General features: G+C 65.6%; 2 protein-coding genes. Both read left to right on the forward strand.

Going from position 1 to position 26,953, the window contains the following annotated elements:
• The first annotated feature begins 785 nt into the window (after positions 1-785).
• Positions 786-18,791 (forward strand): CARDB domain-containing protein, encoded by an 18,006-nt coding sequence (locus Q0654_RS14470; protein WP_298854999.1) that lies wholly within the window; start codon positions 786-788, stop codon positions 18,789-18,791.
• Positions 18,792-18,862: 71 nt separating this feature from the next.
• The coding region (locus tag Q0654_RS14475) for a transglutaminase domain-containing protein (protein ID WP_298855001.1) at positions 18,863-26,953 on the forward strand (8,091 nt) is incomplete at its 3' end.

Here is a 26,953-nt window from a genome sequence, read left to right on the forward strand (position 1 = left end):
GCCGTAAGGTTCACATTGACTTCACTGGGTTGCGCACTTAACGTGCGCACCCAACTTTCTGCACTTGTGAAGCCGCTTTTTCGCTAGGGCGGTTTTCGATGTTCTCGGGGGAATCATGGCTGCCTCTTTTCTGCGCGTCCGAGTTTCGGGCGTCGTTTTGCTTTCCCTGCTCCTGACATTCGGTCTGAGCACTGCATCCGCGCAGATCCCCCACGAATGGGACCCGCCGCCAGGGCGCTGGACTTTCATCGAGTTCTCGCTCACGCCGCCTCTTGCGGTGTTTCGCTCGGACTCCGGTGATCACCCTGTCCCCCTCGGCAAGGACCTGCCGGGCACTCGAATCCGGCTTGATGCGCTCTCTGAAGAGGGGGCTACGGTCGTGCTTGCGTCCCCGGACGGCCGACCACTCAGACTGAGACTGTTGCGTGGCCAAGAGCTCGACGCGGAGTTAACCCTTCGTGAGCTCGCAGCTTCGTTGAATGCGGCGTATCCGCCTGCATCGCCTGAGGGGGGCAGCGGCGATGCTGACTGAAGTGCACCCGCCTGTGGCACCCCATCAGCATGGACATGGCGGCCACGTTTGGGCGCACCTAAGGCGCTTCGCCGTTCGAGCGCTGACTTTCTTGGCGATCGGCAGCGGTGGGTACGCCCAGGCCCAGTCATCCGCGCCCGTTTCGTTCTCTCCCGTTGCGCCGCCCGTGTCCTGCGTAGAGCCGGTGCAGCCGTCGCTACTGGCGAGCAAGTCTTCCGTCGGTCCGGTTCGAGTGCTTGGCCTCACCGGAGCCGTGTACACCGCTGACTTTGCGGGTAACTACGACAGGGGGCAGACCGCAGCTCGCGCGGCTTTAGCGACCAGTCTTCTCGAAGCCACCGGTCAGGACGTCGACTTCGTCGTCGTCTTCACCGACTTCGAGTTCGCTACCGGCCAAGCGCTGGCCTTCTACAGCGCGGTACGCAATGAAGTGCAAGGTATCGGCCAGCAGCTGTTCGATCACAGTTTGCTGTTCGGTAGCCCTGGGCGCCTGCAGGGTTATGTCGACATGGCGGCGCTCAGCCGCTACCGCTTCAACACCCGAGACCCTGCGTACCGCGTACTTCTGAATACTCTTAGCCATGAGCTGATGCATCGGTGGGGGGTGGGGGTCCGCTTCCAGTCTTCGCAAGGGCAGTTGAGCTCGGATCTGCTTGGGCGCGACGGTTCTCATTGGAGTCTGCTTGCCGATACCAATGCCTCCGTGATGTACGGCGGGGCCTGGCGACAGGATGCTGACGGCAGCTTTCGGTTGACCGAGGCCCTGGAGCGATTCTCGCGCTGGGATCTTTACCTGGCAGGTTGGGCTGCTCCCGAGGAAGTCCCACCCCTTAGACTGTTGCGTAACACCGGGCTCGATCCTGCCGAGCTTCCGCAGGTTGGTATGCGTGCCGTCGGGACAGCCGAGCAGATCACACTTGCCCAAGTGATTGCTGCGGAAGGTGCGCGCACGCCGTCGGCGGCGGCATCGCAGCGCGAGTTCACTGCCGCCTTGGTCCTGCTGGTCCGTCCAGGTCAGAGCATCGAGGAGGCCAAGCTCGCTCAGCTACAGCGTTTCGCCCAGCGCTACGAAAGCTACTTCCAGTCCATCACCGAGGGGCGTGCGAGCCTCCGTTTCATCGGTGATCGCCCGGGCGAAGTCCGCATCGGCGCGCCCGAGGCGCTGTCGGGCTCACCGCCTCAAAGGCATGCCGATCCGGTGGCAGCCGCTCTGAACTGGTTGAAAGCCATTCGACAGCCCACCGGCGGCTTTGCAGACCGCCCTAGCACAGCGGTGCGCGACAGCGTGGCGGCGTTGCGCACCATCCTTCAGGTGGATCCCGGGTGGGCGGGCGCTGCGGAGGTTCGCGAGTTTCTCAGCGCGGCCGAGGAGATCAACGCCGATGACCGTCTGCGCCGGGCCAGTGTCCATGCGTCGTCGGAGCCCCAGCGGCCAGCCCCCGCAATCGTGGATGGATGGGCAGACGGTGTCCTTGATCTGGCCCTTTCTGCGGCTTTGGATGCGGATTCGGTTCTATTTGATGCCGGTGCCAGGGCCGCTCTGCTGAGCAGCCTGGTCGGGCATCAGTCCACGCAAGGCAGCTTTGCCTCGGTCAGCAACGGAGCGGCTCGACTGCGGTCCAGCCTGCTGGCTGCTCGCGCCCTGTTGGTGCACTGGCCCGAAGGTCATGAGGGTGCTGAGCGGGCTCGCGTTTGGCTGCTTGAACATCTGCTGGAGCTGCCGCTGCAGGGGGCGCGCTCTGCAGGCACCAGTGAACTGGCAGATGCGCTCGTTCTCGCAGGCGAGCTTCGCCTGCCTGAAAGTCTGAAGCTGCGACTGCGAGCCGCCTTGGAATCCAGGCAGGGTCGTGACGGCGACTGGGAAGGCAGCGTCTACACCACGGCGGTCGCGGGGCTTGCGCTTGCTCGACTTGGGCAGCCTGACCTCGAAGTCGTGTCGGTTTCAGTTGTGCCGGAAGCGCCCCGTGCGGGAGAGCCTGTCGTGCTGCGGGCACGTGTACGAAACGCGGGTGGCCTTGCTACGCCCGAGTTGAGTTACCTCTGGTCGCAAGAGAGAGGTTCGCAGCCGGGCACCTTTGACCCACTGCTTACGCGCACCCTGCCATCGCTGATTCCGGGTGAGGCTGCGACTGTTGAGGCTCTCATTGAGACCGGAAGCTGGCCGGCCCTTGTACGTCTCCGGCTACAACTCGATCCTGAGAGCGCTCTGGTTGAGGTGAGCGAAGACAATAACCAGGCCGACCTCTCCATCCAGTTCGCGGCTCCAGGTAGCGGCGCGGACCCCGCCCTTGTTCTGGGCGAGCATGTATTCGATCCAGATCGCTTCCAGCGTCTGGGCGATCGCATCACCCTGAGTGGACAGGTCCGCAACTTTGGTGCGGCTTCGGCGCAGCAGGTTTTGTTGCGTCTGGAGCGGGTGCTGATCCAATCACGACAGACGCTCGCAGAAACCCGCGTCGATGTGCCCGCCAACGGCCGCATTGCCTACTCTCTGGGTTTCGATGTCTCTCGGACGGGTGAGCACGCCCTTGAACTGGTGCTCGATCCGCTGCAAGAGGCGGAAGACTCCCACCGAGGCAACAACGCCCTGCACCTGCAATTGCCCGCCTCGCCGGGCATAGATCTGGCGCTCATGGTCGAGTCGCTCGACCTCAATCCGGTGGTACCGCGTGTGGGGCTGGACCAGCGCGTTCGAGTCAACTCGATCAATATCGGCAACAGCCATTCCGGGCAGGCCAGCATCGAGCTCAGGCGCCTGGATGCCAACGGCTGGGTCCTGCTGCAACGTCGACCCTTGCAGGCGGAAGCCGGCGCCGAAGTTGAGACTGAGTTTGTCTGGCGTCCGCAGGACGCGGGTACGCAGCGCCTGCAGATCATGATCGATCCGGACCAGCAGATCGACGAGATCGCGCGAGACAACAACAGCTTCGAGTTCGATGTCGAGCCCATTCGCTCTGAAGGGGCCGATCTTGTGGTCGTCCCAGGCAGCACCGAAGCAACACCCGCGCAGCCGCTGCAGGGGCGGCCGCTTCAGGTGAGCGCGCAACTTCTCAATCAAGGGGCGGCTGCTACAGGGCCCTTCGCAGTTTCGTTGTTCCTTGGCGACCCGCGCTCTGGCGGTCAGCCCTTGGCCGCCACCACGGTGTTGGGGCTGGATCCCGGAAGCGACACGACGGTCGTCCTTGAAATCCCGTCGTTCCCCGCACGTGGCGATGTCTCGCTATTCCTCATGGCCGACAGCGATCTCGTCATTGCAGAGCTCGACGAGTCCAACAACTTTGGCATCGTCGACGCCATCGCGCGCGCCATGGCTGACGTTGGCGCAAGCGCACAGTCGGTGTTGATGCAGCCTGAGCAGCCCTTGCCGGGCATGCCGGTCATCCTGCGAGTTGCGCTGAGCAATCGCGGCGAACAGTCCTCAGAGCCTCTGCGTACGCATCTGTTCGAGGTCCACCAAGGCGGGCTGCACGCTGTTTCTCCTGCCCTCGATGTGCCTGCGCTTGCGCCAGGGGCGAGATTCGAAGCCAGTTGGCAGTGGACTGCGCGTGCCGAGGGCGCCGAGTCTCTGTTGTTTCAGATCGATCCTGAGCAATCGGCGGTGGATGGCGATCGCAGCAACAACGAGATTCAGCTGCCTCTTGCTGCCAACATCGAAGGCGCTCTTGCGCTGACCCCGTACTTTTCGCCGAACGGCGATGGCGTCCGTGACCGCGCCCTCGTGGTCTTGGCGGGTGCGTCGATCCCCCTGGTCAGGGCGGATGTGCGGAACGTTGAAGACCGATTGATAGCCCGGATCGAAGCCTTTGAAGACCTCCCCGGTGGCAGAAAACTGCTTGTCTGGGACGGACTTGATCAACGCGGCGAAATCGCCCCCGACGGCGAGTATGTCGTGGTGGCCGTTGGAGCAGCGGAACGAAGCTTGGGCGTGGTCCGGGTCGTGCTCGACAACGATCAACCTATGGCGCTCGCGTCAGTGCTGTCGGGCGATGTGGTAAGTCGTCGTTTGCCGAACTCAATCAACGAGTGGCTGGTGCCGGTGGCGGGCTCGCCAGTCGAGGACTATCTGTACACATGGGGCAGTTCGGCAAACAGTGCTGCCGCAATGAAGCGCGGCATCGCCCGCACTCACGCCTACATGGGCGGCGTCGAGTCGGTACTCAGCGCTCGTTGGCTGGAGCGCCATGCCGGGAATGGCGAAGTCACTTCGCTCCTAATTGAGCCGACGCAGGGGCGCGAGCTGTTTTTCACTGCGGGCGCAAAGTTGTGGGTTCAGGATGCGGGCACCTTGGACCAAGCCCGCCTTGTGGCTGATCTGCCCGCTGGTCAGCACTCCCAACGCCTGGTCGGAACCGCCGGGCCAAGGCATGTCCTGCTTCAGAGCAATTATGGTGTGATGCTGCGAGTTGGCCTCGACGGCGGGGTTGTTCAGACCCTCTCGGTCAACACCGACGAACGTTTCCTCAGCGGCTACGCATCTGGCGTTCTTGTGGGCAAGGACGCCGTGATCGAGGGTGGGATTCTGCCTTCCAGATTCCTCCCGTTCGATGGCTCGCTGACCCCAACCGAGCTTCAATTGAGCTACCGAGATGACCTTGACTGCTTCGCACGCGTGCATCTGGTCGAGTCCGAGCCAGTGCTGTTCTGGCACGCGCTGCGGCTGGAGGGGGAAGAGGTTCGTTGGTTCAACCTGCGGACTGGCGAGTCGCGAGATCTCCTGAGTCACCCCACTGGCGGTTGTCTGGCGAGGTCTAAAGACCCCAACTCTCAGCGCGGCTTCTCGCAGGCGCATTTCCAGTGGATCGGGTCTGAGGCAAAAGGCTTCCTGGTGGATCATGCGTCGGGGCTGGCGAGCCTGTACTCGCCGCAGGGAACCAAACTTCTCGAGCAACCGGTGCCCCGGCCTGCCATCGCTGGAGAATACGGCGAGCTGCAGGGCAACTCACCCAACCATGTCCTCAGAGGCGAGCCGCTCGGCTTCACCGCCCTGTGTCCCTCTCGCCTGTTCCGGGAGTGGCCGAAGCTTGCCCGCTGGGGGCAGGGCGAACGCAATATGTTCGAACCCTCTGCGCGCGAGTTGTACTTCTCATCTGGCGACGTGCTTCTCGACGCCGACCCGGGTGACGCGGGCAGCGAACTTGGATCGGGATACAGCTTCGTTTGCGAGGGAGCTATTGACTACCTTGCACTCTCGCTAGGCACCGGACAGATCCGCCGGATCGCGGGCCAAACCGCTTGGCCGCTGTTATCCCCAGAGGATCGGCAGCGTTACCTACTCGTTGCCGGTAGCGAAGGCACGGCATCGCTGCCTGCCGCATGGCCACGCTTCTTCCAGCGCGCGGGCGCACACCTGCGAGAAGATGCTCGAATCAGCGTTCAGGGTGCCGTCGGGCGCCCATGGGCGCGTGCGGCGCAGCTTCTTGCTTCGATCCACGACGAGAGCCGTCTGCTGTTGTCTGACTCTGGGCCTGACAGCGTCCCACGTGCAACGCAAGTCATCAGCAGCCTTCAGCGACTGCGTAGCGACTTGCGCGCCTCCAGCAACGGCCGCTCGGTGACCTTCACTGGATATGCGACCGACGCGAACCTCGACTACTACCAGATCGACTACGCAAGCGTCGGGTCGCCCGAAGAATGGCTGAGTCTCGTTCCACCGAGGCGGGAACAGGTACGCGGTGACGAGTTCATGACCTGGGCACCGCCCCAGTCAGGCGCCTACGTCTTCCGCCTGAGGGTGGTGGATCGAGCGGGCAATCGCTTGGACAGCTTTGCTTCCGCCGAGCTGGTGTTTGCGTCGCCGATCAGCAACGCTCGCACAGACCATCGGGCCATCTCACCGAATGGCGATGGTTCGAAGGACAGGCTGCAGGTCGATTTCGTGGTGTCGCGTCCCACCGAGATCGGCTTCGCGATACTTGATGATTCCGGCCGCACAGTGTTCGCTGACTTCCGCACCTTCGGTGCGGCGGACCTTGGCGATCAACAGTGGATATGGAGCGGCCAGAGTGAGCAGGGTGCCGCGGTGCCCGACGGCGTTTACCGGCTCGAACTGACGGCTGGATTCGCTTTTCCTGTCGCTGTCGACAATACCTTTCCGTTGGTGGACTCGGTATTCCTGACTTCAGGATATCCGCCGATTCTTGAGCCTGGCGAAGGGCATGGGGCTCGGGTTAGCGGTGCTCAGGATCGTCGGGGGCGTATTGACATCACTTCTGAGCTCCGTGTGCAACTGCAGCATAGGAGAGAGCCTTCTTCTCAATGGTTGGATCATTCGGCCGACTATGTCGTAGCGCAGGCAGGGGCTTCCTTGCGCTGGATCGAGCTGTTCTCGGGCCAATACCGATGGCTGCTCGAGGATCAGGCGGGCAATCGTCTGTACCGCGAAATGCCACCCATCTCGCCCGTGCTGGCAATTGTCGGTGCAGGGGTCCTTGGCAGGCCCTCGGCTGAGAGCTGGCAACAGCCACCGTTTCAGGCTGCAACAATGCGTGAAGTGCCTCGGACCCCGCCCATGCTACCGCAGGAGAGCGCGGTGCCGGTGTTCTTCATGGCGCATCAAGAACTTCCCAAGCCCGTTTCACTTGATATTGCGCGCACTGCTGGCCATGCCGATCCAATATCAGCGCCCGTCATTTGGCAGACTCAAACGGAGGTCTTGCCTCTATCTCTTGGCGGTGGACTGTTCCAGGTCGAAGTCGACTTGAGCGATGTGGGAGCGGACGAGCTCGTGGCACTGCGCGTGCGGCAGCGTGATCCGGAGGGCGTTCGGGTATCGAATGCGATGCGCTTCGAGTTCAGGACACCAGAAGACGGCAATGGCAATCCAACCGACCCCTTTGGTCCGTCAGATCTGGCGAGCGCGATCAAAGTCTGGCCGGATACACGCGCCGTCTGCGGCTCTGACCCATCGGCGGCGATTCGCGTACGGCCCGTGCTCAATTCGCGCGCTCGCAGTTTCCGGCTTGAGCTACTTGATCCGCGTCAGCTTACCCCCGTCGTCATCGCTTCTGGCGCGGCTGAAGGCGTTAGCCTGGAAGGCTATCGCGTTGAAACAGACGGATTGCCCGGCGTGGAGGGGCGTTTGCGGCTCCAAGTCGAGGACGATCGGGGCCGTTCATTTGTTGCGAACGAGCATTTTCCGATTGATCGAACCCGGCCCGAGCTGGGCTTCTCCTTCCCCGCCACCGGTACGCGAGTGTGCTCCATCGCAGGCCAAGGACTGGGCGTGGATGCCTTCCTCAACACGGAAAGCCGAGCGCTTTACGCGCTCGAAGCAGCGAGTCTTTCCAGCGCAGAACCCCGCTTCACCCAAGTGCTCTGCAATGGGCGCAAGGGTGCGTCCGATGGATGCGCGCTGCTGGATGAGCCCCTTGGAAAGGGCGAGCTGACGTCTGCCTCCTTTTCCCGACGATTGCTCGCGTTGCCAGATCCCTCGGTTCCGGAGGGCCCGGTCAGCCTACGTCTGCGCGCCCTCGACTGGTCGGGCGCGCAATCCTGCGCCACCACGACCGTGCATATTGATGCCAGTGTAGAAGTCGATTCGCGGCGCGAACCCCTGCCAGAGTCTATCGGCAGCCAGGCCCCGGTCATCTCGCCGCAGGGTGACCCCGAAGTTCGCATGGTCCATTGGTCTTTCCGCGCGCGTGAACCGGTAAGTCTGCGCGCAGAAATCTTCGCAGTGCGCGCTCTGGGTAGCGCTGCGAACCCGCGCTACCAGATTGATGGCCCCGCCCTCGCTACGCTGCGCGAGGGTGCGCAGCCCATCGGCGACTTCGATATCGAGTGGGATGCGCGACTGCAGGGCCAGGTCGCTGCCGACGCCGTGTATGGAATGCGCCTGCACGCCCGCGACGAGTGCGGGCACGAGCGCGAGGTTGACTACTTCGTCCGCGTTGACGCAACGCCGCCTGCGCTGCAGTTGACATCGCCCGTCGAGAACGCCGAGCTGCGACTTGCGTCGGTGCAAGCCGTGGGTACGGTGCAGGATGCTGATCCAGGTACTTGGGAGCTCGCCTTCTCAAGCGCAGGTGCTCAAGGGCCCTGGCAGCAATTGGCAGAGGGCCGTGGCAATGTGCCAACGCCGCGCGCCCTGGGCGTGCTGCAGACGCAAGGGATCGTCGGACCCGTCTGGATTCAGCTGAGCGCTCGCGATCGAGTCGGTAATGGGTCCGAGCTCGTCCGAGCTATACGCATCTTGCCGCGCCCGGATGTGCTGACCTCTGCCCGACTGTCGCGCAGCCTGATCTCGCCGAATGGCGATGGTCGCCTCGACTCGCTTGAGCTGCGTCTGCTGCTGGCTCGCGCCGCGCTGGTCGATATCGATCTATTGACTTCGAGCGGACAGCTGCTTGAACGGCTGGCAGAGTCGCAATCGATCAATGCAGGCGCCTTCAGCCTGCCTTGGGGCGGCAACATCGATGCCAGCGCAGTCGCCGACGGCGATTACCGGCTGCACATCCGCGCGCGCGATGCCGAACTCGGCGGCGAGCCTCATGAGGCTGAACTGGACTTCGTGGTCGATCGCCAGCCGCCAGCGCTCGCCTGGTCCCCCGAGCTGCCTGCCGTGCTTGCCTGCGAGTTGCCGCCCGAGCTGATGGTGTCCGATCCGCTGCTCGCCGAGTTCCAGGCGGAACTGCTTGCAGCCACCGGTGCGGTCGTTCGTACCCTGAACGGCACGGTTGACGGAAGCTATGCCTTTGGCGGTTTTGCTCAGCTCGTAGAAGGCAGCTATCGCCTCAATGCCGTGGCCCTGGATGGCGCAGGCAATCGGAGCGAAGCCGAGGCTGAATTCACCCTCGACTGCACACCGCCCGAGATCAGCTTGACTTCGCCCGAAGCTGAAAGCGTGCTGGCGCGAGGCGAGGGGCGACAACATCGGTTGCAGGGCCGAGCGCAGGATGCCAACCACGGGTCGGTGCTGCTGGAGTTGGTTTCCGAATCCAATCCTCAGGAGCGCCAAGTGCTGCTGGACCTACCCCAGCAGACGGTGGCCGAGTTCGATTCGGCCTGGACGGCTGAGGTGCCCGATGGCGCATATCGCCTGCATCTGACGGCGCGCGATCGTGCCGGTAATGAAGCACAGCTGGAGGTTCCGGTCGCTGTCGACGGAACGCCGCCGGTCGCCCTCATCCACTCCCCGGACGAAGGCGAGGTTGTCACCGCGGATCTCGTCCTCACCGTGACCGCGACGGACACCCATTTTGAATCCTGGCAGCTCCTGACGGCGACGCCCGAGCAGGCCGCACGCAGCGAATGGTCCCGCCTTTCGCAGGGTGATCAAGCAATCGACGCCGCCAACCTGTCGAGTGTTCAGGGCTTGCCACAGGGCGAGCGCCTGTTCCGACTGGAAGTGCAGGATCGTGCCGGCTGGATGAGCCGCGTCGAACGAAGGTGGCTGATAGATGCTGAAGCACCTCCGGTGCCGGTGGACCTCAGTGCCAGCCTGGAAGCTGGCCGCAACGCGCGTCTGGCATGGCGTGGCGGCGACGCGCCGGATCTCGCGGGCTTCCACGTTTACCGCAGCGGCGGCGACTTCGAAGAACGGATCACCGCAGAGCCAGTGTCGGCGCGTCAGTACCTTGATCTCGATTTGCCTGAAGGCCTCTGGGCCTATCGGGTAACGGCGATCGATGCAGTGGGCAATGAAAGCGTCCCGAGCAATCAGGCGCATCTGCGCGTCGATCGCACGCCGCCTGAGGTCGCGGTTGTGCAGCCGGCGGACGGAGAGCGCGTACGTGGTCAGCAGGTGATCCGCGGCACCGCTTCCAGCGCTGAAGATTTCGAGCGCTATGAGCTGGCGCTGTTTGACGAGGCCGGCAGCGCATTGCAGGTTCTGCGAGAAAGCTCCGTGCCCGTGCGCGCGGGCCAGCTGGGTCTGTGGGACAGTCGCGAAGTGCCTGAGGGCGCCCGTGTTCGGCTACGCCTGCGCGCTTGGGATCGCAGCGGCAATGTCGGCGAAGTCACGAACGTTATTAAAGTGGACAACCTGCCGCCTTCAGCGCCGCAGGGGCTTATGGGCGAACTGCAAGGCGCCGATCTTGAGCTGCGCTGGTTGCCCAATCCCGAGCCCGACCTTCTCGGCTACCTGCTGTACCGCAATGGCCGTCTTCTGACGGGAGGTGCCACCTTGCCTGCGGACCTGCGTCCGCTCGCGCTGGCCCAGGATCACTATCTCGACCCCAGCGTCCCGGATGGTGAGCACGTCTACCGTGTGTATGCCATTGATTCGGCGGGTAACCTGAGCCCACCCTCGGCACCCTTCACTCAGCTACTTGACCGCGGGCCTCCCAGTGCCGAGTTGGTGCGGCCTGAGGACGGCTTGGTGTTCGATCAGCCGATTGAGGTTCTGGCCCAAACCGAGCACCGCGATGTAGCGCAAATCGCGTTCTACGTGCGTGGCGAGGGGCAGTCGGATTGGTCGCCACTGGGCGAGGCGGTGCGCACGCCGCCCTGGCGCCAGGTGTTCAATCCGACCGGGCGGCCGCTCGGCGATTACGAACTGCGCGCCGTAGCCACGGATCAAGGCGGGCTGAGCGATCCTCAGCCGCCGGTAGTACACGTGCGTCACGATGACGTCACTCCGCCGCCCGCGCCCTCGGGTTTGCGTGCCCTTGCCGATGGCAACGAAGTGCGCTTGTCCTGGTTGGCGTCTACTGCTGACGATCTTGCTCAGTATCACGTTGAACGATTCGGCGCCGAGAGCGGCTGGATCGAGATCGAAAGCGTGAACGCCCCGAGCCTGGCGACTACGGATCTAGGCCGGTCCATCGGTACGTACCGCTATAGGGTGCTGGCTTCAGACGCATCAGGAAACCGCTCCGAGCCCTCCGAGGAATCCGAGGCAGACGTCTTCTCCATCGATCTGCACCCGCTTCCGCACACGCCGACCGCGGAGGCAGAGGCCGAATTGAAGGGCACCAGCCCCCGCGTGGGTGAGATCCAGCTTTGGCGGCAGGTCGAGGGCGAAACAGTTGAACTACCCGGTGCATCGGTGAGCGTCGACCGCGTCATTTCGGTGCAGGCGCCTCTACTGTCTGGGCGCAATGTTGTGAGTGCCGCCGTGCTCGACACCATTGGCCATCGCAGCCTTCGCACGCACGTGCCGGTGACGCGCGGACAAATGCCGGGTAGCCCACAGGCGCTGCAGGGGCAGGTGAGCGCAGATGAAGTGTCTCTGCAGTGGCAGTCGGTGTCTGGTGCAGCGGGATACCGTGTCTATCGCAACGGGGCGGCGGTGCAGAGCGATGTAGAACTGGCTCAGCATGTCAGTGCGTGGTCCAACGGTATCGCAGTGCCCGAGGTGACCGACGGCCTGCCCAGCACCACCTGGAGCGAGCAACCCGCCGCGCTCAGCGATCGTCTCAGTCGGCGCCTTGAGTTGCGCTGGGAGTCGCCGCAGCTGGTGGGCGGCATCGAGCTGGTATGGCGCGATGCCGATCACTCGGCGCGCGACTTCGATGTCTACGGTTGGTATGACGAACGCTGGAATCGGCTTGCCGAAGTCCGCAATCAATCGGGCCCCAGCTATCAGATTTCCTTTGCGACGGCCTATCCGACCCAGGCGCTGATGTTTGCGCCCTTGCGTGGGCAATGGCCGGGTCGAGCCCATGCCTTGGCCGAAGCGCGTGTGCTCAGCCGCAGCCTGGTCAGCCTCGGCGAATGGAGTGAGCGCCCCGCTGACGGTCGCCACCGCTACACGGTTTCCGCGGTCAGCCCACTCGGCTTCGAGGGGGCGCCGTCTTCGGAGTGGATCGCTGAGATCGGCGACGTCGTGCCGCCCGCTGCGGTCGTCTTGGGTGGTGTTCGAGAAGGTCGCGACGCAGTGTTGTCGTGGACGGCTTCCGACGCAGCCGACCTTCGCCGCTATCGCCTCCTGCGTGGAGATCGCCTGATCACAGAAGTCGATGCCGGTGGCGAGCGACAGTACCGCGACCCGAATCTTCCGAACGGCCCGCATCGCTATGTGATCGTGGTCGAAGACCAGGCGGGCAACCTGTCTTTGCCCTCGAACGAAGTGGTGATCGAGGTGTCGGGCGCTCTGCCCGCTGCACCCACGGTTACTGAGGCTCGCTCACAGCTCGACGCTCCCGCGCTTGAACTGCACTGGCGCGCGGCTGAGGGCTCGACGCCATCTCGCTATCGCCTGTTCGCCAGCACACGTGCCGACGACCCGGCGGAGCCCTTCCGCGAAATCGCCCGGCCGCAGGCCTCACCCTGGCTGCACACCGGTTTGAGCTACGGCATGCGGCTCTACTACCGCGTTCAGGCGGAGGATGCGTCGGGCAATCTCAGTGCGCTGAGTTCGCCCTTTGAAGCCTGGGTACGCGACTTGCGCACGCCAGCAGCGCCAAGCATCACTTGGCCTGCGCTCGCGCCAGCCCAGCTCGACGTTCTGCAGCCGCGCTATCGCGTCTGCGGCGTGGCTGAGCCTGGGCGTCGGATCGAGTTGCGGGTCAATGGCGAAGAGCGGTCTGGCTCCGTTGCGGAGGCAAGCACGCGAATGGCGTCAACCTTCCGCGCGAGTGGTGGGCTACCCGCCGATATCGCCTTCAGCCCTGACGCGCGGCGGATGGCCTGGCTTGATCAAACGGGTGCAGTGAACGAGCGCGATCTGCAGACGGGCCAGGTCCGCCCCCTGGGGGTCTGGATGGCAGGCGAACTTCGCTACGGCGCGGATGCCCGAGAGTTCCAGGGTCGCTACGGCGACGGTCAGCGCTGGAGTGTCTGGAGCCAAGAAGCCGGCCAGGTTGCGCTTGACTTCGGTTTGGACCGGGTCGGTCTGGTTGCGCAGATCGGGCGCGAGGGCGCCTGGCTGGTCTACGGTTCGCGAATGGGCCAGGCGGGTCTGTGGTGGATCGAAAGCGAGGGCGCTGACCCGCAGCGGATCGAGACACCGACCGCTGAAGCACTGACGGAGCTTGTGGTCGATGCTCGCAGCGCTTCGACTTTCGCAGTCAGCGAAACGGGCCGGGTCCTGTACTGGCAGGTCGGCGCCGCTTCGGCCGAGTGGGTATCGATCGATGGTGATGCTGTGGCCCTGCGGGCATCGCCGCTGGGCTCTGGCGTACTTGTGTGGGCTCTCGCTTCCACAGGCCATGACTTCTGGTATGTGGATGCTGGCAGCGCTCGGCGGGTCCTCAGCATTGCCGGGCCTGTAGACGACTTCGTCCCAAGCGCGGATGGCCAGGGCGTGTGGGTGCTCGCCGAGCGCTCGCTCTTGCGCTATGCCTTCGATCAGAGTCAGCCCATTGAAGTCGTTGCCTTGGACGATGGCGAACCCGCGGATCGCCTGCTGCAGTCCCGCACGGGCACGTTGGCGGTGGTAGCGCCCTCAGCTTCGTCCTTGGTGCAGATCGTTCGTACGGCAGGTGCCTGGTGTGGCGCCGAGCTGTCGGCCGCGCCCGGACTGAACGAGATCGTCGCGATTGCCGCCAACGAGGCCGGCGTACGCAGCGCGCCCTCCGCCCAGCTGGATCTGAACTTCGACAGCAGCATCGCCCAGTTGCCCGATCTGGCGGTGGCCGCGGCCGACATTCGACTCCTGCCCAGCCCGGGCGTGGCCGGTCAGCCGCATTCGCTGTTGATCGAAGTGCGCAACGTGGGCTTCAACCACGCCTGGGATTTCGACGTTCGCATCAGCATGACTGACCCGCAAGGTCGAAATACGAGTCAGGTGCGGCGTGCGAGCCTTGGGCCGCAGGAGCAGGCGCTGCTCAGTCTGCCGTTGGGCTTGTTGCAGAGCGGCCAGTACCGAGTTCAGGTCGAGCTTGACTCGGAAGGCCGCATCGTCGAGTTGAGCGAGGCCAACAACCTCGCTCAAGCGGACCTGCGCATCCATCCTGATGCGGAACCCCAGCTCAATCTCAGCGCCAACGCCTCTGAACGTCCCCCGGGCCAGCCTTTCGAGGGCAGCATCGGGGTCTCGGTGGCGCGCGACTTCACGGGTCGCCTTGAACTCTGGATTGCGGATGCCGGAGGCGACTTGGTGCTCGCCCTGCCGGGATACGAGACCGGTCCCTTGAGTTCGCTGACGCCGTGGTCGCGGCCGTGGACCTGGGTGCCGGCACAGGGCCTGCTGGCGGGCAGCTATCGCCTGCATGCGCGCCTGCTCGACACCGCTGGCACCGCTCGTGCCGAGCAGTCTCTTGATCTCAGCCTGCAGGCCTCGCTCGACATCGCGCTCAGCCTGCAGGCTGCGAGTCTCGAACTTCCCTTGGGCCAGAACCTGGGCGTCGCGATTGGACTGAACGTCAGCCACGCGAACGCCATGGTCGAGGGCGGGCGCCTGGAGCTCAGCCTCGAGCGCGCCGACGGCAGTGTTCAGAGCCTGTGGAGCGGCAGCACCGGCGCGCTCGGCGCCGGCTACCGGCTGCGGCGCAGTCTGTCGTGGGCGACCGCAGGAGAGAGCCCGGGCGAAGTTCGCCTGAGGCTCAGCTTCAGCGCGCCGGGAATGGATCGCGAGTTGTTCCAGTCTCTGCGTTTGCTGCCTGACGCGGCCTTGCCTGATCTGTTTGGCGAACTCACGCTCGCGCCCGCTGCAAGCATTGCGCTCGGCCAACCGGCACAGCTGAACTACCGCGTCGGCAATCGCGGCAGCGCGACGCTGAGCGAACGCCCCATCCGCGTGCGGGTGCAGGGTGCAGCGGATCCGCAGACCATCGTCTCCGACCAGCGCAACGTAAGCTTGAGCCCGGCCCAGATCCTGAACTTCGAGCTCGATCTCTCGGCGTTGCCACAGCGTCCCGCGCAGTATGCCGCTGTGCTCGAGACCGAGACCGATCATGGCTGGCGCGCGTTGGCTCAACTCGGCCTGCAAAGTAACGATGTCGAGCCGCCCAGCGGTGAACTTCTGGTGCCCGCGACGGGCCAGCCCGTGCGTACACCGGTCTACTTCGAAGCGGCCATTCGCGATCGCCACTCGCGCGTGGACTTCGCCGAGTACAGCCTCAACGGAGCGCCTTGGCGGGCTTTGCCGGGTGCCGGCGAGCGCTACTCCAGCGTGCTGGGCGCCTTGCCTGACGGTGAGCATCAGCTGGCCCTGCGCGCGCAGGACATCTGGGGTAACCGCTGGCAGATGCCGCCGCGCATCGTGCTTGTCGACAATTCGCCGCCGGTGATCGACATCCAGGGCGTGGCCGACGGCGAGCACTACGCCGCGCCGGTGCACCCGCTGTTCAGCGCGCAGGATCCGCATCTGGCCGAAGTGCGGGGCTTCGACAACAGTGTCTTGATCGAATCCGGGGCCATGGTGAGCGCCGAGGGCGCGCATCGGCTGGAAGTCCGAGCTGTCGATGCGGCCGGCAACCGCGCGCAGCGCGAGCTGAGTTTCGTGCTCGACTTCACGGCCCCGACGATCGAGTTCCTCGCGCCGCTGCAGGGCACTCAGCTCTCAACGCCCGAGACCACGGTCGAGCTTCAGACAGAAGCCGACGCGCATGTTGAGCTGAGCGTGGGCAGCTGGCAGGCCACAGCGCAGGCCAACGCGCAGGGCAGGGTGCTACTCACGGCCGTGCCCTTGCAGGTCGGCTTGAATCGCATCGAAGCCGAAGCCAGTGATCGCGCAGGCAATCGCTCGCCGCGCGTCAGCGTGCAGGTCACGCGTCTGCAGTTGGGTGGCGAACTGGTCGGGCAGTTGGACGTCCCCGTCGCCGAACTGCCGCGAGGCGAAGCGCTGGCACTGCAGATGACGGTCCACAACCAGACGGCCGCTGCAGTGGCGGGTCATGCCCTACTGCGTGCGCAATCCGCCGGTGGTGACGTGCTGGCCGAGAGCCGGCGGCCCATTGAACTGCTGGCTGGCGCGCAGCAGACCTGGTCCGAGAGCTTGCCGACGGCGTTGTGGCCGCTCGGCGTGATCGGCCTGCAGCTGGTATTTGATGACGGCGCCGAGCAGACGGTGCTCGCCAGTGCTGGCCTGAATCTGGTTGATCGATTGCCACCCCAGGTGCGGGTGCTGCAGCCGGGGGCTGGCGCCTTGATGGCCAGTCCGGTGGCCCTGCAGGTGGAAGCCAGCGACGACGACGCGTTGGATCAGGTCAGCTATCGCAGCGCCCCGGGAGCATGGACATCGATGACGCCTGGCGCACCGCCTCTGTTCGGCGCCAGCCTGGCCTTGCCGGACGGCGCCCATACCCTCGAGGCGCGCGCGCTCGATCGCAGCGGCAACCTCGCGACTGCGGCACCGGTGAACATCGTCGTCGACAGCACCCCGCCCGAGATCGTCATCGAAGCGGTGGCCGACCAAGGCCTGTATGGCGAGCCTGCGCGACCGCAGGTGCGCATGGTCGATGCCCATCCCGGCTCGCTCGTGGTTACGCTGAACGACCAGCTCTACGTGCCGGGCAGCCTGATCGATCAGAGTGGTCGCTATCGCCTGAGCGTGCGTGCGACGGATCAGCTGGAACAGTTCAGCGAGCGTCAGATCGAGTTCGAGGTCGATCTCGAACCCGTGAGCTTGCAGGTGCTCTCGCCCGATGAGGGAGTCATCCTCCCCAGCAATCGCGTCTCCGTGCTGGGCCTGACCAAGCCGAATGCCCGAGTCTCCGCGCAGGGGCCGCTGTCCCAGCACGAGGTTCAGGCCGATGCTACGGGAGGCTTCAGAGTCGACGATGTGGGCCTGAACGCCGGGCTCAACACCCTCACCCTGCGCGCAGTCGACATGCTGGGCCGCCCCAGCAACGAGGTCGCCCGCAGCGTGCGCGTCGACATCACCGGTCAGCAGGGCCTGCTGGGCGCGCTTGATGGCGTCGCCGAGATTCCCGTGGGTCAAACTTGGGCGGCTCGCGCCGAACTGCGTGAAACCCTTGGGCAGGCGCGCGATTCGCTCGATATGCGGGTGCTGATTGAGCGGCCGGGGCAGTCGCCGCATGAACTTGTCTGGATCGCATCCCTGGCCGCGAATGGCGTGGCATCGCGCGAACTCGATCCGCCGGTCCAGTCCGAGCTGGGTCTCGTCAGCCTGCGCCTGCAGGCACGTCTCGATGGGGCTTGGGTCGACCTCGCCCAGCGCAGCCTCGCGGTGGTGGACCGAACGCCGCCTGAGCTGGCCTATCTGGATCCGGCGCCAGACAGCTACCACCGAAGCGACATCGAGCTTCGCGCCCAGGCCAGCGATGCGCACAGCGAAGTCGCGCGGGTTCAGGCACGTGTTGGCGGCGGCGAGTGGATCAAACTGCAGTCGGCCTCAAACGGGCTCTGGCAGGGCGCGCTGCAGTCCCTCGACGAGGGCCGAGTGAGCATCGAGATCCGGGCGCAAGACACCGCGCAAAACTGGACACCCATCCTGAGCCGCAGCGTCATTCACGACCGCACGCCGCCGAAGCTCCAGATCACCGGCGTAACCGAGGGCGGCCTGTATCGCGAGCGCGTGCAGGTCGAGGTCAGCGCGAGCGACGCCTCACCCGTCGACCTGCGGCTGCAGCTCAACGGCGCTGCGTTCTCCAGTGGGCAATGGGTTGAAGCGCACGGCCGATACGAATTGGTCGCGCGCGCCACTGACGCGGCCGGCAACGTCAGCACTCGAACCCTAGAGTTCGAACTCGACCTGCAGCCACCTGAGGTGACGATTGTTGCGCCCGCAGCCGGGGCCTTGATCCGCAGCGAAGAAACGCCTGTTCTAGGCCATACCGAAGGCGCGGCCGAAGTGCTGCTGCGTGCAAACGGCTTGGAGCGTAGCCTGCGGGCCGATGCCAAGGGCCAGTTCCGATTCGATCGAGTGCCACTGCGCATCGGCGCCAATCGCTTGCAAGTGCGTTCTACCGATGTCGCAGGCAACACGGGCCCCTGGGCCGAAGTACAGGTCGAGCGGCGAGGCGGCTTCGTGCTGCGCGGCGCCCTGCAGTCCCCTGTGGATCTGAGCATCGGTGCCCTGCTTCCGATCCGCATCCAGGTCAACAACGACGCCGCGCATCCGCAGCCTTCGGTGCAACTGCGTGTGCTGGCCCGTGATTCGCGCGGCATTGAGCGGGCTTTGGACGTGCGTACGCACAGCTTCACGCCGGGTGAGTCCCTGCAGTATCAGGTGAGTCCTTCGACTGCCGAATGGCCGGCGGGGGCTCTCAACCTGCGTCTGCTTGCGGCCGATGAGGTCGAAGTGCAACTGGCGGATGCCCGGGTCGAGCTGCGCGGGCAGCCGGCTCTGCCGCCCCCCTTGCCCAGGCCGCGCCCGATTCCGATCGATCAGCCTTGGATGCTCGCGTGGCTGTTGCTCGTCCTGTTCGCAGCGGCTGGCGCAGCGCTGCGTCGCAGGGGGCGCGAATCGTGAGCCGCCTCTTCGCCTTGTCTCGGCGGCCGCGTCCGGGCCGTTCGTTCACCTTTCACTTGCGGCGGCTGCTTATGTCTCTTCGATTCGTGCCTGCGCTGGCCTGCCTGACCCTCTTGCTGTCGCTCCCGGTTGAGCCCGTCAAGGCGGACTCCCCCACCCGTTCGGCGGCTGAGCCCTCCATCGTGCCGCTGCTGGTTGCCGGCGAAGACACCCGGCACCTCGCCGCCCAGGCTCTGGCGGCAGGCGTCGACTCCAAGGCCCTGAGCGCATGGCGCTTGCAGGAACAGCCCGGCGCTTCCCAGCGCATCGCGGAAGCTGCCGCCGAACTCCAGCGTGCAACGCGCTCGCCGGATTCCGGCAAGTCGCTCGCTCAAGCGCTGGCGCCCACGATGGACCGGCTGCGAGCTGCCGATCTGCTGCTGCGTGCCGGCTACCCCATGTTTAGCGATCAGTCCCTCGCGGCCGGGCTTGCGCTCCAATCGGTTCTGCAGCAGCGCGCCGCTGAATCTGTTTCGCGATGGAATGAAGTGTCTGCACCCCTACTGTCCGCTGCAGAAACGCTTCGCACTTCGCCCAACGCCAAGGCGGCGCAGGTGCAGCTCGATATCAGCCTCGGCAAGCTGCTGCCCACGGTCAGTTCGCAGACCCTGCAAGTCAATGCGCAGCTGCCCGTGCATCGCCCGGGCTTCGCGCCTGCCGCGCTCTCGCAGGGCAACGCCATCGCGCCCAGCTATGCCGACGCCAGTGATCCCCTCCCGCTCGACGAGGATCTGCTGCCCGCCGGCGAAGTGCAGTTCACCGAAGGCGTGTTGCGCCAGGCGCAGTCGATGGGCTACCGCTACGTCGAACTCTTCGATTTTGTGCGCTCGAACGTTCGTACCGAGTGGTCAGCCGGCTCCACCCAAAGCCCCGACCGCACCCTGCGTCGCCTTGCCGGCAATGACGTCGAGCAGGCCAGCCTGCTGATAGCCCTCCTGCGTGCCAGTGGTGCTCCAGCACGCTATGTATTGGGCGTGGTCGAAGTGCCTGTTGCCGATCTCGCCCAGCAGATCGGCGTGCCTGAAGCCCAGCTTGGCCGTGCGCTCACGGCCGCCGGCATCGCTCACCGACCGCGCGTTTCCGGCGGTCGCGTTGTGGCCTATCAGATCCGCCACATCTGGGTCTCCGCGCGGGTGCCCTACGGCAACTATCGCGGCACTGTCGCCGATACCACCGAGCCGACCTGGATACCGCTGATGCCCGCCCTGAAGCCGGCGAGTTTCCAAGCGGGCGCAGGCGTGCACAGTCGCATCCAACATGACATGACGTCGTGGCTGCAGTCCTATCTGCGCTCACCGCAGACCGTGCTGCCCTGGCCCGAACTGAGGCAGCGCTGGGCGGCGCAACTGGCCGCCCTGCAGCCACCGGTTGAACTGAGCAGCTTGCGCGGTCAGCACGAGGTTGACGCCGCGGCGATCGGCCTGCTGCCGGCCAGTACGCCCTATCCAGTGATCGCGGTGCATGCCGAGTACGGTGTTCTGCCGGAGGAAGAGCGTCAGTGGATGCGTGTGCGCCTGCACGATCCATCACAGCCGCAGGCGCCGCCTCTTCTGGATGCGCGTGTCGCACTCGGCGATCTGGAATCGCATCGCTTCGTTCTGGCCTTCCTGCCCGCCACGGTGGAAGACCAGCACATGACCAATGCCAACGGCTCGCTAGGCGCGTTCCCACTCAATCTTATCCGTCTGCGGCCCAGCCTGATGAGCGAAGGCATAGCGGCGCGTCCAGGGCGTGGCGAGGTCATCGGCGGCACCGCGCTGGAAATGGAGATCGAGCTTGCGACACCTAACGGCAGTCTTCGCAGCCGGAATCTCGTTCACGCAGGCAGCATCGCAGGCTTCGCCATCGACGCCCATGGCGATGGCGTGCGCGAGCCCGAAACGACCGGTAGCGCTTCCGGGATCCCGCTGGGCGGCCTGATCCTCAGTCGTTTCGCGGAAACCTACCTCGCGTCCTGGGCCAACGCGGAGTCTGAGAGCTCCGCCGTCATGGGGCTTCGTGTGTTTCGCCCCGCACCTGCGCTGGCCATCGCCTTGCCCGCGGTCACCCCTTTGGGCGCAGCCGGGTTTGCCGAGAGCCTGGATTTTCGGGGGGTGGTGCTGGATGCCGCCCGGCGCCCTTTGGAGCCGGTGGCTCTGAACGAGCACCCGGGCTTGGAGAGCGATTGGCTGCGGCTGACGGCTCTGCACGGCAGCGCCCTGGAGTCGCAGGCCTTCGAAGACCACTGGGCGGTGCGAGCGGTTTCGGCGGATCGCCTGCTGCAGCAGGCTCAGGATGTCGTGAACCTGCAGCCGGGCGGCAGCCTCGACTCGCTCGGCGCGCATCCCGAAGCGGTGAGACAGCAGATCGCGCACTGGCTTGCACAGGGCAAGCACGTGCAGATGCCTCGAGGTCCGCAGACGGTCGAGGCGTGGACTGGCAGCGTCTGGCGCGTACACGACATCGACACCGGCGAGAGTGGCTATTTTCTCAGTGGCGGATATGCCGGAGGCGCCACCAGCGTGCCGCCTGGCCTCTGGTACTTCCAGGAACTCGCAGCGACGCTGGCGGATCCCTACGCCGAGCTGCCGAACGAGGATCCGAATGCCGCCGCGCTGATTCAGCTGGATGCCGCCAGCGAGTTCCAGCGGGCCCAGGCCAATCGCGTGCTCGATCGCCCCCTGCGTGTTCACGTGCTGGATGTGGCTGGCCGTCCGGTGGTCGGGGCGCGGGTTCGTTTCGAGCGCCGCGCAGGCGGGGCGCGCATCGAAGAGGCTGGCGGCGCAGGTGGATCACTGCACCAGGTGGACTCGAACCGGCGAGGCCAGGCCCAGATCCGCCTTCGAATGCCGCGAACCGGAGAAGGGCTGCAGGAGACTCTCGTTCGAACCCTGGACGAGGAGGGCGTCGAGACGGCTTACCTGACCGAAATCGATGTGTCGGTCAGCGGGGGCGATGGCGCGCTTCGATCCGGACGCCCGTTCAGTGCCTACATGACTTCAGGGCCCGTGGCCGAGCTGGCCCTGCTCTATGCAATTGGGACAAACATCACGCAGTGGGTACACCCCACCGACACACCGGACCATTCCGGCATCACCGATGTGTTCCCCCACATTGGTCGCTACGCCATGAACGTTGAGGCCAAGGACGAGTTCGGCAATCGCGTGGGTGGCGCCGAGGTCGCGCTCAGTGCGGTCGACTCCTACCAGCCGGAATGCCTGAATCAACCTAATCCGGAAGGCACCCCGTTGCTGCCGAGCAGGCTGTACGAGTTCCGGGAATGTCCCTCCGAGCCGCTGCTGCTGCCCGAGCACCCATGCGCCGCGCCGGCCATCGCTACGCGGACCAACTCACAGGGTCGGCGAAGCGTCACCCTTGTCCCCACCAATCTCATCTTGTCCTCCATTCGCGTAAGCGCGGAATCCTCGGGGGTGCTGACCGAGCGGCAGTTCCGTACCCTCAGACTGGTAGAGGGTGTGCCCATGCACCCGGAGTGCATTGAGACCTACGATCCTGACGCGTTCCTGCTTGTCGAATTCGGCTACGACTGGCGGGCGCAGGTCGCGCGCACCGCGCAGGCGTTCCCCCAGCCTCGACGTTTCGCAGCCATGCGCCTGCGTTCCAACCTGGCCCGTGCGCAGTACCTTCCCCTCACCCACATCTTCGGCCCCTCCGCCGGCGCAGGTTTCATGATCGAGGGAGGCTCGGCAAGCCCCGGGCGCCAGATCGGCGAAGGCATGTACGAGTTCGATCTGATAGCCGGCGAGCAGCCTGGCGAGGTTTGGCCTTACATCCATCTGACCGCGAATGGAAGCGTGCTCCGCACGTTCAGCCTGCAGCGCTCCTGGGCGGTCCAGCTTCCCGAGCTGGAGATTCGCGACTCGGTGATCGCCCTCGACGAGTTCGGGCGATCGAAGGCGAGCTTCACTCTGAACGCGAACATCCAGCCGGTGGACTATCAGTCTCCGGACGGTGTTTACTTTGAGATCGAGGGGCCCGATGGACGCGCGGTGTTCTCCTGCTTCCGCTCGTTCGTGCGCAGTGCGCGCCAGTGTGAAGTTCCACGCGGCACCGACTTCAGCCGCCCCGGCGCCTACCGGGCCTACTACGCGCTCAACCCGAACACCGCCAACAGCCTGCAGTCGGAGCCTGTCGAGCTGGCGTTCTCGCGCGGCATCGTCGCTGCCTACGGCAGCTTGCAGCCAGGGCTGCCTTTGCCCGAGCTGGACACGCTGCTCGGTGACCGGTTCCCGCGTCTGCTCGAAATCCGCACCGAGATCGACACGCAGACGGACTACATCTGTCAGACCGGCAACCGCTTCATGTTCGCGCTCGGCACCCCGGCGCGGGTCGACCTCGAGTTCTTTGCACTGGACGAGAACGGCGCCCGCGGCGCGAGCGCACTGCTGGCCCTGAGCAACGCGGCCTACGAGGCCGGCGTGTTCGAGGAGGAACTTGCACTCGGCCGTTTGCCCTTCGGTGCCTACGAATTCGAGCTGCGCGCGCGGACGGACGATGAGAACGAAGTCCATGTCGGGCGGCTGATCCACCGCGAAAAGCGCCGCGGTGCGCTGGCGCTGGGCCGCAGCCTGGTCAAGGGCGTGGATGTGCACGACGGCCATGCGGTCATCAGCGCCGACGACATCTCCGTGGCTGGCCGTGGGCCAGGGCTACGCTTTACCCGCACCTACAGCTCGCATTCCGGCGACGACGAGACCGTGCTTGGCCGTGGCTGGCACAGTGACATCGAGTCGAAGATCGTGCCGGACAGCTGCGGCAGCTATGTGGTCATGGGCGCTGCTGGTCAGGGGCAGCGCTACGTGCCTGACGGCGTCAACGCGGATGGCAGCCCGCGCTTCCGCTCTGGCAATGGCTTCCACGGCACGCTGCGCAGGGTCACGGGCTCCAGCACGGATTTCGACTTCTTCAGCAAGGATGGCACTCGCTACCACTTCGCTGAGCGCGACATCGGTGGGGTGCGCCTTAGCTACATCGAGGACCCGAGCAGGAACCGCGTTACCTACGAGTACAGCCGCACCCCAGCCGGACTACAGGTCACCCGGGCCGAGGACAGTGCTGGCCGCAGCCTGACTTTCAGTTATGCAACCCAGCGCTTGGAGCGCACTGTGCTCGGAGTGCCCGCAGTGCAGCACCGTACCCTCCTCGCATCCGTCACCGGCCCCGGCGGCCAGCGCGTCGCGTACTCCTACTCTGGCGACGGAAACCTGCTGCGTGCTGTGCGAAGCGGCGGCGGCGATGCGCGCCGCGAAGACTCCTACCAGTACCGTGATTTCGGTGGCCTCTGGCTTCGCCAAGGCAGTGAATCCCGCTATTACCACATGGGTTTCCGCCTTATCGAAGCGCGCGATAGCGTTCTCGACAGTGCCCGTCAGTACACCTGGCAGGTTGGCTGGACAGGTCTGCAGGTGCCGGATGGCAGCGTGTACCCGATCCCCGAGATGCGCGTTGAAACCTTGGCCGAAACCGATGGCGGCACGGTGAGCTTCAACTACGGCGGGCTGCGCCCACTGGAGCCCACCGTCACCACGGTCACCGATGCCCGCGGCGGCCCCAGCACGTACACCATGAACCGCTACGGCGGGACGGAGCGCCTGGTCGCGCCCGCGGGCACCACGCTGACCGAGTGGGATTTCGAGCACCTGCAGCCGCGCGCGATTACCGATCCGCTCGGAACCCGCACCGCGTGGACGTTCGATCTGCATGGCAACCGGCTCAGTGAAACGGTCACCCATAGCGCCGGCAGCTTGAGCCGCAGCTGGTCCTATGCGCCTCCCACTGCCTTCGCCGTCCCGATCAAGGACCGCGTGCGTGTGGCCACAGATGGCCGCGAAGCCGCGACGACTTACGCCTACGATGCCCGCGGCCGCCGCACGGGCCAGAGTCGCGGTGGCGTCACCGAGATGTATGGTTACAGCGGTAACGGCGACCTCATCAGCTACACCGATGGCGCAGGTGCCCTGGTTACCTATGGTTATGACGCGCATGGCTTGCGCACCAGCGAGAGCGATGACCTCGGCCAGCGCATGTCGGCGAGCTACGATGCCCGCGGTCGTAAACTCAGCGAGCGCAACGGCGAGGGCGAAGAGACCAGCTACACCTACGACGCGCTGGACCGGGTGCGCAGCATCACCCACGCCGCGGGCGTGCGGTATATCGACTACCAGGGTCGCGTTCGCACCGAGCGCGACGAGCGCGGCAACACCACTGTCTTCGAGCACGACGCCCAGGGTCGCCTGCTGCGCCAGCGCCACGCCGCTGGCGGCGAGCGGCTGATGAGCTACGACAACAACGGCAACCTGCTCAGCGAGAGCGACTTCCGCGGCAATGTCACTCGCCACACCTACAACGCCGCTAACCACCGCACCCGCACGGACGCGCCGCTGCAGCGCGTCACCGTCTACACCCACAACGCCCTGGGTCAGGTGCTCACCCAGCGCACCGAGGGCGGCGCCAGCGAGCCCCGTGAAACCCGCTTCGAGTACGCCCACCCGCTCAACCTTGTGACCCTGGAGCGTCAGCGCATCAGCGACGAGGCCTGGGCCGAGACGCGCAGCGCTTACGACAACAACGGCAACCTCGAGCGTCGCACCGACCCCGAAGCCCGCGAAACCGTACAGGTCTTTGACCCGCGCGATCGCCTGATACGCATCGAAGCCCCGGGCGATCGTGTCGAGACCTTCGCCTACGACGGCGCCGACCGGCGAACTGCTTCCACGCTCAATACCGATCCACCGCAGCAGCGCAGCTGGGTGTTCGATGTGCGCGGCCAGCAAACCCGCTACACCGATGCCAGTGGCGGCCGCTGGGAGCAGGCCTTCGACCGTGCCGGTCGCTTGATCGCCAGCAGCGACCCCAGCGGCGCCACGGTGACCCACGCCTACGACCGCGCCGGCCGCAAAATCCGCGAGAGCGGCCCGCGCCCGGGCCAGTTCGTTGACTACACGCTGGACGCGGCCGGCAACCGGGTCGGCATCAGCGACGCCGCAGGCCGCGTCATCGTCAACACCTTCGACGCGCTGAACCGTCTGGAGACCAGCACCGACGGCATCGGCCTGATCGAGCGCCTGAGCTACGACACCGACAGCCGCGTGCTTTCGCGCGAGAACGGCCGCGGCGAGGTGACGGGTTTCGAGTACAACGCCCTCGGCCACGAGATCCTGCGCACGCTGCCGCCGAACCAGAGCGGCGCGCGCGAGCTTGAGTTCGAGCCCGGCATCCACGGCGAGGTGCTGGCCGAAACCGACGCCAACGGCAATACCACCACCCACCGCTACGACGGCCTGGGCCGCCGCGTCGGCAGCACGCTGCCGGCAGTGTCGGGCGGCGGCCGCGACCGCAGCTGGACTTACGACCTAGTCGGCAACCTGCTGAGCCACACCGACGCCGCGAATCGCACCACCACGTGGCGCTACAGCCCGCGCAACCAGCGCATCGAACAGACCGACCCCAGCCCGCCGGGGACGACCCAGCTCTGGGGCCACGACGTCGCCGATAACGTGGTGCGCCACGTCGACCGCCGCGGCATCGTCCACACCCAGCGCCACGACGGCGAGAACCGGGTGATCGAGCGCACGCGCGACGGCCTGCGCATCGAGGCCCTGGTCTACGACGGCCCTGGCCGGGTGCAGAAGCGCACCGACGCGCGCGACGAAGACACGACCTATACCTACGACCCGGCGGGCAGTGTGCTCACCGAAACCCGGGCGCTGGGCTTTGTGCAGCGCTGGACCTATTGGCCCTGGGGCAGCCCGAAGACCCACACCGACGCCGACGGCCTCGTCCGCACCTTCGAGTACGACCCCCGCCAGCGCCTGACCAAAGAAACCGACCCCGCGAGTGCCATCACCACCCACGGCTACGACCTCGCCGATCACCGCACGCAGACAACGCGCCCGGGCGCGGCCGAGTGGAGCTACGCCTTTGACGCCGACGGCAAACTGATCGAAGTCGAGAGCCCCGAGGGCCACCGCAGTGTCTACACCCACGACGGCCACGGCAACCGCACCGCCCAGCGCAACGCCGCCGGCATCGTCACCCGCTTCGCCTACGACGCCCGCCACCGCGTCACCGCCATCGACCACCCGATCGGCGGCGACGAGGGCTTTGCCTACAACGGCGAGGGC

The organism is uncultured Aquimonas sp., assembly GCF_937888285.1.
In the GTDB taxonomy this organism is placed as follows: Bacteria; Pseudomonadota; Gammaproteobacteria; order Xanthomonadales; family Xanthomonadaceae; genus Aquimonas.